Consider the following 12,769-nt stretch of genomic DNA (forward strand, 5'->3'; position numbering starts at 1 on the left):
ATATACACCCCACTAAATCAAACCACACACTATTTTCCACGTTTCCGGGGGGCCCCTTATATATTTCTTTTTCCTCGTGGGCGGGGCGGGTTTCCCCCCCCCCCCCGGACTCGTCGCGTCCGGCCTCCGCGAGGCCCTGACCGAGGCCTACGACGGCTGGCTGCAGCAGGTGGTCGAGCTGCCACCGGGCGTCGCGCTGGTCGCCGTCGGCGGTCTCGGACGCAAGGAGCCGGCGCCGTTCGGCGACCTCGACCTGGTGCTGCTGCACGACGGCGACGTCGACGGCCTGGGGGAGCTCGCCGACCGCATCTGGTACCCGATCTGGGACGCACGGATCGGGCTCGACCACTCGGTGCGCACGCCCGAGCAGGCGGTCGCGGTGGCCAAGGACGACCTCAAGGCGCTGCTCGGCCTGCTCGACATCCGCCACATCAGCGGCGATGCGGGCCTGACCGGACGCGTGCGGTCGGGCGTGCTCGAACTCTGGCGCGCCACCGCAGCGAGGCGACTGCCCGAGATGCGCGAGCTGTCGCAGGCGCGCTGGGCGATCGCGGGGGAGGCCGCGTTCCTGCTCGAGCCCAACATCAAGGAGTCGCGTGGTGGCCTGCGCGACGCGCAGGCGGTGCACGCGCTGGCCGCGGCGCAGCTCGTCGACTTCCCGGTCCGCGTGCGCGAGCAGTACCCCGTGCTGCTCGACGTGCGCGGCGAACTGCAGCGCGTGACCGGTCGGGCCGAGGACGTGCTGCGCAAGCAGGAGCACGACGCCGTCGCCGCCGCACTCGGCATCGAGCACGACGAGACCGGCGATGCCCGCGACGTGCTGCTGCGCCGCATCAACGAGGCGGCCCGCGTGGTCGCGCACGCGCTCGACCTGTCGTGGCGGCGGGTCGAGGCGCAGAGCGCGGCCGCGCGGCCGCGGTTCCGGCTGCTGCGCGGGCGGCCGACCGGCCCCGAACGCGTGGGCCTGGCCAGGAACGTCGTCGCGCAGGACGGCGAGGTGGTGCTCGCCCGTGACGCGGACCCGTGGGCGGACACCGGGCTGGTGCTCCGCGTCGCGCGCGCGTCGGCCGAGCACGACCTGCCGATCGCGCCGTTCACCCTCGAACGGCTCGCCGCCGAGTCGGGCCCGCTGCCGACGCCGTGGCCGAGGGCGGTGCTCGACGACCTCGTGTCGACCCTCGCCACCGGCCGCGCCGGCGTCACCGTGCTCGAGGCGCTCGACGACGCCGGCCTGCTCGTCCGGCTGATCCCCGAATGGGAGTCCGTGCGCTTCCGCGCGCAGCACGACCCCATCCACCGCTACACCGTCGACCGGCACCTGCTCGAGACGGCGGCCATGGCGGCCGCGCTCGACGAGACGCCGGCCCGGCCCGACGTGCTGCTGGTGGGCTGCCTGCTGCACGACATCGGCAAGGGCTACCCGGGCGGCGACCACTCGGTCACCGGCGCCGACCGGGCGCGTCCGATCGCCGAGCGGATGGGCTTCACCGGGCGCGACCTCGAGCTGGTCGTCGGGCTCGTGCGCCACCACCTGCTGCTGCCGAACACCGCCACCCGCCGCGACATCGACGACCCGCGCACGATCGAGATCGTCGCGACCTCGGTCGACGGCTCGGCCGAGCTGCTGGCGCTGCTGCACGCCCTCGCCCGGGCCGACGCGGCCGCGACGAGCCCGGCGGCATGGAGCGACTGGAAGGCCGGGCTCATCGCCCAGCTCGTCGCTCGCACCCGTGCCGTGCTGCAGGGCGAGCAGCCGCCACCGCCGGTGCCGCCCCTCGACGACGAACGTCGGGCCCTCGCCGAGCAGCGCGAGCTGGCCATCCGCCTCGCCGAGCACGATGCCGTGAGCGAGGTGCTCGTGGCCGCGCCCGACTCTGTCGGCGTGCTGTACCGCACGGCCGGCGTGCTGGCGCTGCACTCGCTCGACGTGCGCGAGGCGTCCATCCGCACGCACGACGGCATGGCGGTGAACCGGTTCGTGGTCGAGCCGCGGTTCGGCCGGCTGCCCGACCCGACGCTGATGCGCAACGATCTCGCGCGCGCGCTCGAGGGCCGCCTCGGGCTGGCCGACAAGCTCCGCGAGAAGGAACGCACCTACTCACGACGCCCGGACGACGCGCCGAAGCGACGTCCCTCCGTGCTGTGGTTCGACGACGCCACCGACGCCACCGTGCTCGAGTACCGCGGTGAGGACGAGATCGGCCTGCTGTTCCGCATCACCGCGGCCCTCGAGCGGTGCGGCGTCGACATCCGCTCGGCCCGGCTGTCGTCGGTCGCCGGCTCGGTGGTCGACGCGTTCTACGTCACCGGACGCGACGGCGGCCCCATCGAGCCGCCCCTGCGCCGGGACATCGAGCAGGCGCTCGCCGCGCTCTAACGCTCGAGCGCGCCGTTGATGGGGGGCACGAGTGCCTCGATGTCCAAGCGCACGTCGAACGGCGCGGTCAGGTGAGCGGTCTCGCCCCTTCGCCACGTGCCGAGGTCGACATAGGCGCCGTCCTGCAGCGCCGACGCGGTGAGTGCGATGTCCGGCTCGAGCTCGACCCGCCAGTAGTTCGCGATGCCGACCGACGCGTATTCGGCGCGCTTGGTGATGCGATCCGTCGTGCGTGAACTCGGGGACACGATCTCGACCGCGAGGAACACCGTGGTGGGGTCGAGATTGCCGTGGTCGGCCGCCATCGCACGGCTGTCAGCGACGACCAGATCCGGCTCTCGGTACGTCCGTTGGTACGCCGTCCCCGGCCCGGGCGCCGACACGAGCCCGGGCGGGGTCGCAGCAGCCAGCGCGACGAGGAGCCGACTGAGGACGTATTGGTGCAGTGGCACCGGCGACGGGCTCACGACGAGCGCGCCGTCGACGATCTCGAGCCGTCGCGACTGCCACTCGGGCGGCAGGTCGTCGAAGTCGGCCGGCGTCCAGATGTGCGTCGGATCGTGCAGCGCGGCCATGAACGCTCCCATGTCGACAGTGTGGACCTCACCGCCGGAGCGTGCGGTGTGCCACCGTCACGGCGCCGCGACAGCGGACGAGGCTGTGGACAACCGGGCGATGTGGACACGCGCGCGAAACAGTCGGTCCGATGTGCGTCGCGGCGACTTGTAGACTGGCACCGTTCGTACGGGCCGATGCCGTCCCGGTCGGCTGGTCGAGGCGAGATGCCGCAGAGTCGCGGCCCGCGCGCCAGCTTGTCGAGAGGGGCCGACCGGCCCGTCCCCAGGGAGTATGTGTGATCCCCTTCTCTGCCGTGCCCGAGGCACAGGGTCTCTACGACCCGAGTTTCGAGGCCGACTCGTGCGGTGTCGCGTTCGTGGCCGACCTGCACGGACGCCAGAGCCACACGATCGTGCAGCAGGCGCTCACCGCCCTGCACAACCTCGACCACCGCGGCGCCGCGGGTGCCGAGCCGACCACCGGCGACGGTGCCGGCATCACCGTGCAGCTGCCGGATGCGTTCCTGCGCGCCGTCGTCGACTTCGACCTGCCGCCGGTCGGGCAGTACGCCGCCGGCACCGCGATGATCTCGCTGACCGATGCCGAGGCGGCGGCCGCGGCCGTGCGCATCGTCGAGACGATCGCTGCAGACGAGGGCCTCACCGTGCTCGGCTGGCGCGACGTCCCGGTCGTCGCCGACGGCCTCGGCCACACCGCGAAGAGCGTGATGCCGGCGTTCCGGCAGGTCTTCCTGTCGAGCAGCACGGGCGCCGAGGGCATGGCCCTCGAGCGGCTGGCCTTCGCCACCCGCAAGATCGCCGAGCGGCGCGCCCGCGACGAGGGCGTCGAGCTGTACTTCCCGTCGCTGAGCACCCGCACGATGGTCTACAAGGGCATGCTCACGACCGACCAGCTCGGCGAGGTCTTCCCGGACCTGACCGACGAGCGTTTCGTCAGCGCGATCGGCCTGGTGCACAGCCGGTTCTCGACGAACACGTTCCCGTCGTGGCCGCTCGCGCACCCGTACCGCTACATCGCGCACAACGGCGAGATCAACACGATCCGCGGCAACCGCAACTGGATGCGCACCCGCGAGGCGCTGCTCGAGTCGGATCTCATTCCGGGCGACCTGTCGCGGCTGTTCCCGATCAACGCGCCGGAGATGAGCGACTCGGCGTCGTTCGACGAGGTGCTCGAGCTGCTGCACCTGGGCGGACGCAGCCTGCCGCACGCGGTGCTGATGATGATCCCCGAGGCCTGGGAGAACAACCCGGCCATGGATCAGCAGCGGCGCGACTTCTACCGCTTCCACGCCTGCCTGATGGAGGCGTGGGACGGGCCGGCCTGCGTCAACTTCACCGACGGCACGATCATCGGCGCGGTGCTCGACCGCAACGGCCTGCGCCCGGGTCGCTGGTGGCAGACGTCCGACGGCCTGGTCGTGCTGGGCAGCGAGTCGGGCGTGCTCGACATCGACCCCGCCAAGGTGGTCGCGAAGGGCCGCCTGCAGCCCGGCAAGATGTTCCTGGTCGACACGTCGCGCGGCGAGATCCGCAGCGACAAGGAGGTCAAGGACGAGCTGGCCTCGGCGCACCCGTACGGCGAGTGGCTGCACGCCGGCCTGGTCGACCTGGCCGACCTGCCCGACCGCGAGCACGTCGTGTTCTCGCACGAGTCGGTGACCCGGCGCCAGCAGATGTTCGGTTACTCGGAGGAGGAGCTGCGCCTGCTCATCGGCCCGATCGCCACGGCCGGCGCCGAGCCGATCGGCTCGATGGGCACCGACACCCCGGTGGCCGTGCTGTCGAAGCGCCCGCGGCTGCTGTTCGACTACTTCAGCGAGTTGTTCGCGCAGGTGACCAACCCGCCGCTCGACGCGATCCGCGAGGAGATGGTGACTTCGCTGGCCTCGACCCTGGGGCCCGAGCAGAACCTCTTCGCGCCTGGCCCGGCCTCGTGCCGGCAGATCATCATGCCGCGTCCGGTGATCGACAACGACGAGCTCGCGAAGATCTGGCACATCAACGCCGACGGCGACATGCCCGGCTTCCAGTGCAAGATCATCGACGGTCGCTACCGGGTGCACGGCGGCGGCGAGGCGCTCACCGCGGCGATCGTGCGGGTGCGGCGCGAGTGCACCGCGGCGGTCGACGCCGGGGCGCGCATCCTCATCCTGAGCGACCGTGACTGCGACGCCGACAACGCGCCGATCCCGTCGCTCCTGCTGACCTCAGCGGTGCACCAGCACCTGATCCGCAACGGCCGGCGCACCAAGGCGTCGCTCATCGTCGAGACCGGCGAGGCCCGCGAGGTGCACCACATCTCGCTGCTCATCGGCTACGGCGCGACGGCGGTCAACCCGTACCTGGCGTTCGAGACGATCGACGACATGATCGCGTCCGGTGCGATCACCGGCGTCACGTCGCAGAAGGCGATCGCCAACTACGTCAAGGGCCTCAGCAAGGGCGTGCTCAAGGTGATGTCCAAGATGGGCATCAGCACGATCGCGTCCTACACCGGCGCGCAGGTGTTCGAGGCGATCGGCCTGTCGCAGCACGTCGTCGACGAGTACTTCGGCTCGACGTCCTCACGGCTCGGCGGCGTCGAGCTCGACGTCATCGCCGAGGAGGTCGCGCGTCGGCACGCGACGGCGTTCCCGCCGGTCGAGACCGCGCGGGCGCACCGCCGGCTCGAGGTGGGCGGCGAGTACCAGTGGCGTCGCGAGGGCGAGCTGCACCTGTTCAACCCCGAGACGGTCTTCCTGCTGCAGCACTCGACCCGCTCGCGGAAGTACGAGATCTTCCAGCAGTACACCGACAAGGTGCAGGAGCTGAACCGTGCCGGCGGCACGATCCGCGGCCTCATCGACTTCGACTTCGGGGCTCGCACGCCGATCCCGATCGACGAGGTCGAGCCGATCGAGGACATCGTCAAGCGCTTCGCGACCGGTGCGATGTCCTACGGGTCGATCTCGAAGGAGGCGCACGAGACGCTCGCCATCGCGATGAACCGGCTCGGCGGCCGGTCGAACAGCGGTGAGGGCGGCGAGGACGCCGACCGGTACACGCCCGACGCCAACGGTGACTCGCGGCGCTCGAAGATCAAGCAGGTCGCGTCCGGACGCTTCGGTGTCACCTCGCACTACCTGGTGAACGCCGACGACATCCAGATCAAGATCGCGCAGGGGGCGAAGCCGGGCGAGGGCGGCCAGCTGCCGGGCTACAAGGTGTACCCCTGGGTGGCGCGCACGCGGCACTCGACGCCGGGCGTCGGGCTGATCTCGCCGCCGCCGCACCACGACATCTACTCGATCGAGGACATCGCCCAGCTCATCCACGACCTCAAGAATGCGAATCCGCAGGCGCGGGTGCACGTGAAGCTCGTGGCCGAGTCGGGCGTCGGCACCATCGCCGCCGGTGTGTCGAAGGCGCACTCGGACGTCGTGCTCATCTCCGGCCACGACGGCGGCACGGGCGCCGCGCCGCTGACGTCGCTCAAGCACGCCGGCCTGCCGTGGGAGCTGGGGCTGGCCGAGACGCAGCAGACCCTGCTGCTGAACGGCCTGCGCGACCGCATCACCGTGCAGGTCGACGGTGCGATGCGCACCGGACGCGACGTGCTGATCGCCGCCCTGCTCGGCGCCGAGGAGTTCGGCTTCGCGACGTCCCCCCTGATCGTCAGCGGCTGCATCATGATGCGCGTCTGCCACCTCGACACCTGCCCGGTGGGCGTGGCGACGCAGAACCCGGTGCTGCGCGAGCGGTTCACCGGCAAGCCGGAGTTCGTGGTGACGTTCTTCGAGTTCGTCGCCCAGCAGGTGCGTGAACTGCTCGCGCAGCTCGGCTTCCGCACGCTGGACGAGGCGATCGGCCACGTCGAGCTGCTCGACACGCGGGCGGCCGTCGACCACTGGAAGGCGCACGGGCTCGACCTGACGCCGCTGCTGTCGCCGCCGGCGAACCCGTACGACCAGGCGTTCGTCCGCACCCGCGAGCAGGACCACGGCCTCGAGGCGGCGCTGGACAACACGCTGATCCAGCTGTCCGAGGGCGCGCTGCTCGACGGCTCGCCGGTGACGCTCGAGCTGCCGGTACGGAACGTGAACCGCACCGTCGGCACGATGCTCGGCTCACTGGTCACCCGGCGCTTCGGGCCGCAGGGGCTGCCGGAGGGCACGATCGACATCACCTTCCGCGGTTCGGCGGGGCAGTCGTTCGGCGCGTTCCTGCCGCCGGGCCTCACGCTGCGCCTGTTCGGCGACGCCAACGACTACGTCGGCAAGGGGCTGTCCGGCGGCGTCATCGCGGTGCGGCCGGACGAGCGGGCCGGGTTCGCCGCCGAGCAGCACGTCATCGCCGGCAACGTCATCGCCTACGGCGCGACGAGCGGCGAGGTGTACCTGCGCGGCGTCGTGGGGGAGCGGTTCTGCGTCCGCAACTCCGGCGCGACCCTCGTCGCCGAGGGCGTGGGCGACCACGCGCTCGAGTACATGACCGGCGGCATCGCGGTCATCCTCGGGCCGACCGGCCGGAACATCGCAGCCGGCATGTCCGGTGGCTACGGCTTCGTGCTCGACCTCGACCGCGCGGTCGTCAACCCCGAGATGGTGGACGTCGAGCCGCTCGCCGCGGGCCAGGCCGAGCTGATCCGCGGGATCGTCGAGAAGCACGTCCGGCTCACCGACTCGGCCGTCGGTGCCGCGCTGCTGGCCGACTGGCCGGCCGCGGCGCGCCGCTTCAGCGTGCTGGTGCCGCGCGACTACCGGCGGGTGCTCGAGGCGACCGAGCGGGCCAAGGCCAACGGTGAGGACGTCGACGCGGCGGTCATGGCGGCCGCCGCCGGCTGAGCCGGACTTCGTCCCCTTCGCCCCGCCGCGCCGCGCCCGGACCACCTGGTCGCGTGGCGCTGCGGGGCGAAGTCGCTGTGAGGTCCGGCGACACGCGCACTGTCCGCAGGTGCTGGTTCACATCAGTCACACATGTCACACTGGTCACATGATCGCCCGTTTCCTCGCCTCGTCGGCCGCTGCCGCGGCCGTCGTCGGCTGCTCGGTGCTCGCCGTCCATCTTCACGACGCCCGGGAGAGCGGGCAGATCGTCAGCCCGGCGCAGCAGCAGGTGTCGTCCTCGGGCATCGCGGCGCGGGCGGGGGCCGCGACCGCGGCGGTCACCGGCACGCGCCTGCCCGTGCACCGGCGCACGTTCGACGCCACGCAGGTGATCACCGTCGTCGCGCGCTCGTCGAGCAGCACGACGGCCACGCTGCAGGCCTGGCGCAAGGCGCCCGGCGGCGGCTGGATCAAGCGCGGGCCGGCGATCCTCGCGCATGTCGGCGCGGCCGGCATCGGCGTCCCGAGCGAGTTCCGGTCGAACACGCCGGCCGGCACGTTCACGATCACCCAGACCTTCGGGTACCGCCCGAACCCGGGCATCAGGCTGCGCTGGTTCCGCAGCACGCCGGCCGACTGGTGGATCAGCCAGGCCGGCCCGCTCTACAACACCCACCAGCGTTGCTCGTCCGGCTGCCACTTCAACCTCGGGTCGCCGAACGAGCACCTGTACTACGAGCGCCCGTACTACGCCTACGCCGCGGTGATCAACACGCCGTCGGGGGCGGGCGCGTACCCGCGCGGCTCGGCCTTCTTCCTGCACGTCACCGACGGCACGCCGACCGCCGGCTGCGTCGCCATCCCGCAGGCGCCGCTGGTCGACCTGCTGAAGTGGCTGAACCCGGCGGCACACCCGCGCATCCTGCTGGGCGTCGCCTGATCGGTCGCATGACACCCTGAACAGGTGCGTGCCCGTCTCGTCCGAACCGTCGCGCTCGCCGCGCTGACCGTGTCGGGCGCCGCGGCGTGCACGACGAGCAGCAGCACCGCGGTGGGCCCGGCCCCTACGTCGTCGCAGGTCGCCGGGACGACGGCGTCCGCGTCGGCGAGCGTCCCGGCCCTGTCGGCGTCCGTGTCGGCGTCCGTGTCGGCGTCCCCGGCGGACCCACCTGTCCGGCACACCGCGAGCCGGCTGCCGCGCGCGCCGCGGACCGGCTCCACCTCGCCCGTGCGGACGCCGTCGCCGACGGCCAGCCCGACACCGTCAGCGCCGCCGAGGCGGCCGACACCGGCAGCGGCACACGGATCGGCCCTGCCGCTGCGGTACCCGACCGGCGACGCCGGTCAGGTGATCACGGTCGTCGCAGCGGGGGAGCGGAGCACGACCGCGCTGCTGCAGCGCTGGACGCGAGTGGCCGGCGGCTGGCGCGCCGTCGGGCCACAGGTGCCGGCGGAGGTCGGCAGCGCCGGGCTCAGCGCGCACCCGAGCGAGTCGGTGTCGGCGACACCCGAAGGCAGCTTCACGCTCACGCAGGCGTTCGGCCGCGACCCCGACCCGGGCACCGCACTGCCCTACACGCAGACGACGCCGGACGACTGGTGGATCAGCGAATCGGGCCCGCTCTACAACACGTTCCAGCGGTGCGCGTCCGGCTGCCCGTTCACGCAGGGCGACCCCAACGAGCACCTCTACTTCACGACGCCGTTCTACGACGAGGCGGTCGTGATCGACTACAACACCCGCAACAGCCCGACCGGCGTCCGGCAGGGTGCGGGCAGCGCGTTCTTCCTGCACGTGAGCGTCGGCGAGCCGACCGCCGGGTGCGTCGCGATCGCGCAGCCGGCGCTGCTCGAGGTCCTGCGGTGGCTGCGGCCGGCCGACCACCCCCGGATACTGATCGGTACCGGTCGGTGAGGGTCGCCGGGCGGGACGAGAGGAGCCGGATGCCGAGGGCGCAGCTGAACGGTCGGGGTCTGTACTACGAGCGCCGCGGCGACGGGCCGCCGTTGCTGTTGATCCAGGGCATGGCCGGCCACCACCGCACCTGGGGCGAACCGTTCCTCACCGCACTGGCGCGCGACTTCGACGTCGTCGCCTACGACCACCGCGGCATCGGCGAGAGCGACGACGTGGCCGGCGACTTCACCATCGGCGACCTGGCCGACGACGCCGCGGCGCTGCTCGACGACCTCGGCTGGACGTCGGCCCACGTGCTGGGTGTCTCGCTCGGCGGCATGGTGGCGCAGGAACTGGCGCTGCAGCACGCGTCCAGGGTGCGGACGCTCGTGCTCGGCTGCACCTATCCCGGTGGCGAGGGCGCGAGCCTGCGGGCGGCCGGGCCGATCCGCATGATGACCGCGATGAACACCCGTGACGTCGAGCAGGCGGTGCGGGCGGCCTACGTGTCGAACCTGTCCGCCGGCCACATCGCCGACGAACGGCATTACGCCGCGTTCCACGAGATGGCGCTGTCGGTCGCCGCGCCGGTGCCGGTGATCCTGCGGCAGGCCAAGGCCGCCTTCGCCCACGACGCCGGCGACCGGCTGGCCGGCATCGCCGTGCCCACGCTCGTCCTGCACGGCGACGAGGACGACATGATGGAGCACCTCAACGCCGAGGTCATCGCCGCCGCGGTGCCCGGCGCGCGGCTGGTCACCTTCGAGCACACCGGGCACATGTTCTGGTGGGAGCACCCCGAACGGGCGGCCGCGTTGATTCGCGAGCATTGCTGCGGAACGCCGGAGTCGTCCGGTCGGTTCGTGCGGGGTTAGGACCTTCGCCTCCGTCATCCGGCACGCGCGCGTCCCTACCATCGAGTAGGCACGTCAAACAGTCGGCGTGTCGCGCGTCCCCTCGCGCGTGACGAGAAGATGGTGGCCCCATGTGGTGGCAGGTCGGCGCGATCGCCAACGCGATCATCGCCACGGCGTACTTCGGGATCGTGTGGGCCATCGTGCGCCCGCTGATCCAGAGTGGTCAGTTGCGCAGCAACCCACTCGGCGCCGCGACCGCAGCCATCTTCTTCAGCTGCGCCGTCCACCACGGTGGCCACGTCGTGCACATGCTGCTGCCCGTCTTCGCCGACGGCCAGACCACGGGCCTCGCCTGGCGGCAGGCCTACGACTGGCCGACCGCGCTCTGGGACGTCGTCGGCGCCGCCGTCGGCGTCTACTACTGGACGCTGCGCCGCACCTACGGCTCGCTCATGCACGGGGCCCAGCTGTTCGAGGACATGCGCCAGCGCGAGCGGCAGGCCCTCGAACTGCACGACGCCGTGCTGCAGGGCATGGTCGTCGCGAAGATGGCCATGGACCTCGACGAGCCGGCGCAGGCCCGTGCTGCGCTGGAGACGTCCATCGAGAGCGCGAGCCGCATGATCAGCGAACTGCTCGGGCCGGCGAATCTCACCGAGGAGCAGCGCCTGCTGCGCAGCAAGGCCGCCACCCTGGGCGCGCCGTTGACCGCGACCGGGTCGGACGCAGGCAGCCGACTCGACGCCTCGTGACCGTCGTGGTCGACCGGGACGCTCGGGTGGTCATCATCGACGACACACCCGACATGCGGATGGTGCTGTCGCTCATGCTCGGGCGCTACGAGGGTGTCGAGGTCGTGGGGGAGGCGGGCGACGGCCTGGCCGGGATCGATCTCGTCACCCGCACGAAGCCCGACGTCGTGCTGCTCGACCTCGCCATGCCGACGATGAGCGGCCTCGAGGCGCTGCCGCGCATCAAGGCGGCCGTGCCGACGTGCGAGGTCATCGTGCTGTCGGGGTTCGAGTCGCAGCGGATGGGGCTGCGCGCCCTGGACGCCGGTGCGGCGGCGTACGTGCAGAAGGGCGCGCCGGCCGACGAGGTCGTCGCCGCCGTCTCCGGCGTGCTCGGCCGCGACCTCGTGCGTCGTCCGCGGCCCGCGAAGAAGCCGCGCTCGGGCCCGCGCCCGGTGCAACTGCCGCCCGGCCTGGTCGAGACGACGGGGACGCGCGTCGACGCCCTCGCGGCGACCACGGTGGCGGGGGAGAACAGCGATCAGGCGCGCGCCGTCGCGCGGGTGGCGCACGAGCTGCGCAACCCGGCCCTCGCGCTGAACTTCCTGGCCGAGGAGTTGAGCGGCCTGCTGCGGGGCGACGAGCCGGGCCCGGCGGACGCCGTCGTGGAGGCCATCGCCCGCCAGGCGGCCATGATCGACCAGCTCACCAACGACCTGCTCACCTCGGCGCACGCGCGGCGCGGGTCGTTGCACGTGCGTCCGCGCCCGATCGACCTCGCCGCGAGCATCCAGGACGCCGTCCGCTCGGTGCCCGACGCCCGTGACCACGTCCTCGTCGAGTGCCCGCCGGGCGTCATGCTGGTCGCGGACAAGGTGCGCCTGCAGCAGCTGCTCATCAACCTGATCACCAACGCGTTCCGCTACGGCCGACCGCCGGTGGTCGTCGGTGCGGACGTCGACGCCTCCGAGATCCGGGTGTCGGTCGTCGACCACGGCGACGGCGTGCCCGAGTGGTTCCGCGACAAGCTCTTCGACGAGTACTCGCGCGCCGACAGCTACGGCGGTATCGGCACGGGCATCGGCCTGTACATCGTGCGGGCGATCGCCGAGGCGCACGGCGGGCGGGCGTGGTACGAGCCGCGGACACCGGGCACGGCGTTCGTCGTCTCGTTCCCGCGTCCCGCCGGTGACCCGCTGGCTTGACGGTTCGGGACCTTCGTCCCAGTCTGCCGGTACTTCCGGACCCATGACGATCCGTCACCTGCATCACTAGGGTCGAATGCGAAGGATGTCGCGTCGAGGGGAGCGCGGCATCACGCCGTCGATCCTGCGGGGGAATCTGGCGGCGAGACGCTTGCCCAGCGAGTTCGGCGTGCGGCGAGTTTTCCCCGACGGGGGGGGGGGGGCCCCCGCCCCCCCCCCCCCGGCGGCCGTGGGGGGGAGCCCCGGGGGGGGGGGCCCCCCCCGGCGGCGGGCCCCCGGGCCCGGGGCCGCCCGGGCGGGCGGGTGGGCTCGCCGG

At 72.2% G+C, this 12,769-nt stretch carries 8 protein-coding genes; 7 read left to right on the forward strand and 1 reads right to left on the reverse strand.

All coding sequences use genetic code 11. The annotated features are described in order from the left end of the window. Nucleotides 1–76 precede the first annotated feature (76 nt). Nucleotides 77–2,377 (forward strand): [protein-PII] uridylyltransferase, encoded by a 2,301-nt coding sequence (locus tag ACTHMS_RS09335; protein WP_440306386.1) that lies wholly within the window; start codon nucleotides 77–79, stop codon nucleotides 2,375–2,377. Here ACTHMS_RS09335 and ACTHMS_RS09340 read toward each other — a convergent pair. Beyond that, nucleotides 2,374–2,964: a Uma2 family endonuclease gene (locus ACTHMS_RS09340; RefSeq protein WP_440306387.1), complete on the reverse strand. Its 591-nt coding sequence runs from the start codon at nucleotides 2,962–2,964 to the stop codon at nucleotides 2,374–2,376. The two genes, ACTHMS_RS09335 and ACTHMS_RS09340, sit on opposite strands and share 4 nt — an antisense overlap. 269 nt (nucleotides 2,965–3,233) lie before the next feature. On the opposite strand from ACTHMS_RS09340, the gene gltB reads away from it, so the two are divergent. The 6 genes from gltB (at nucleotide 3,234) to ACTHMS_RS09370 (ending at nucleotide 12,453) form a co-directional block, all read left to right on the forward strand. Then, nucleotides 3,234–7,781, forward strand: a complete 4,548-nt coding sequence (gene gltB / locus ACTHMS_RS09345) for a glutamate synthase large subunit (protein WP_440306393.1) — start codon at nucleotides 3,234–3,236, stop codon at nucleotides 7,779–7,781. A gap of 148 nt (nucleotides 7,782–7,929) precedes the next feature. Beyond that, complete coding sequence (locus ACTHMS_RS09350) at nucleotides 7,930–8,703, forward strand: L,D-transpeptidase family protein (protein ID WP_440306388.1); 774 nt, start codon at nucleotides 7,930–7,932, stop codon at nucleotides 8,701–8,703. Between the two features lie 24 nt (nucleotides 8,704–8,727). Then, nucleotides 8,728–9,678 carry a hypothetical protein gene (locus tag ACTHMS_RS09355; RefSeq protein WP_440306389.1) on the forward strand — a complete coding sequence of 317 codons (951 nt, stop codon included), beginning with the start codon at nucleotides 8,728–8,730 and terminating at the stop codon, nucleotides 9,676–9,678. A 29-nt stretch (nucleotides 9,679–9,707) separates the two neighbouring features. Continuing rightward, on the forward strand, nucleotides 9,708–10,535 hold the full coding sequence (locus tag ACTHMS_RS09360; protein ID WP_440306390.1) for an alpha/beta fold hydrolase: 828 nt from the start codon (nucleotides 9,708–9,710) through the stop codon (nucleotides 10,533–10,535). A gap of 110 nt (nucleotides 10,536–10,645) precedes the next feature. After that, nucleotides 10,646–11,269 carry a hypothetical protein gene (locus ACTHMS_RS09365; RefSeq protein ID WP_440306391.1) on the forward strand — a complete coding sequence of 208 codons (624 nt, stop codon included), beginning with the start codon at nucleotides 10,646–10,648 and terminating at the stop codon, nucleotides 11,267–11,269. Continuing rightward, nucleotides 11,266–12,453, forward strand: a complete 1,188-nt coding sequence (locus ACTHMS_RS09370) for an ATP-binding response regulator (protein ID WP_440306392.1) — start codon at nucleotides 11,266–11,268, stop codon at nucleotides 12,451–12,453. The genes ACTHMS_RS09365 and ACTHMS_RS09370 overlap by 4 nt, the downstream gene beginning before the upstream one ends. Nucleotides 12,454–12,769: the final 316 nt, after the last annotated feature.

It is taken from the genome of Jatrophihabitans sp. (genome assembly GCF_051960575.1).
Lineage (GTDB): Bacteria > Actinomycetota > Actinomycetes > Mycobacteriales > Jatrophihabitantaceae > JBQCEE01.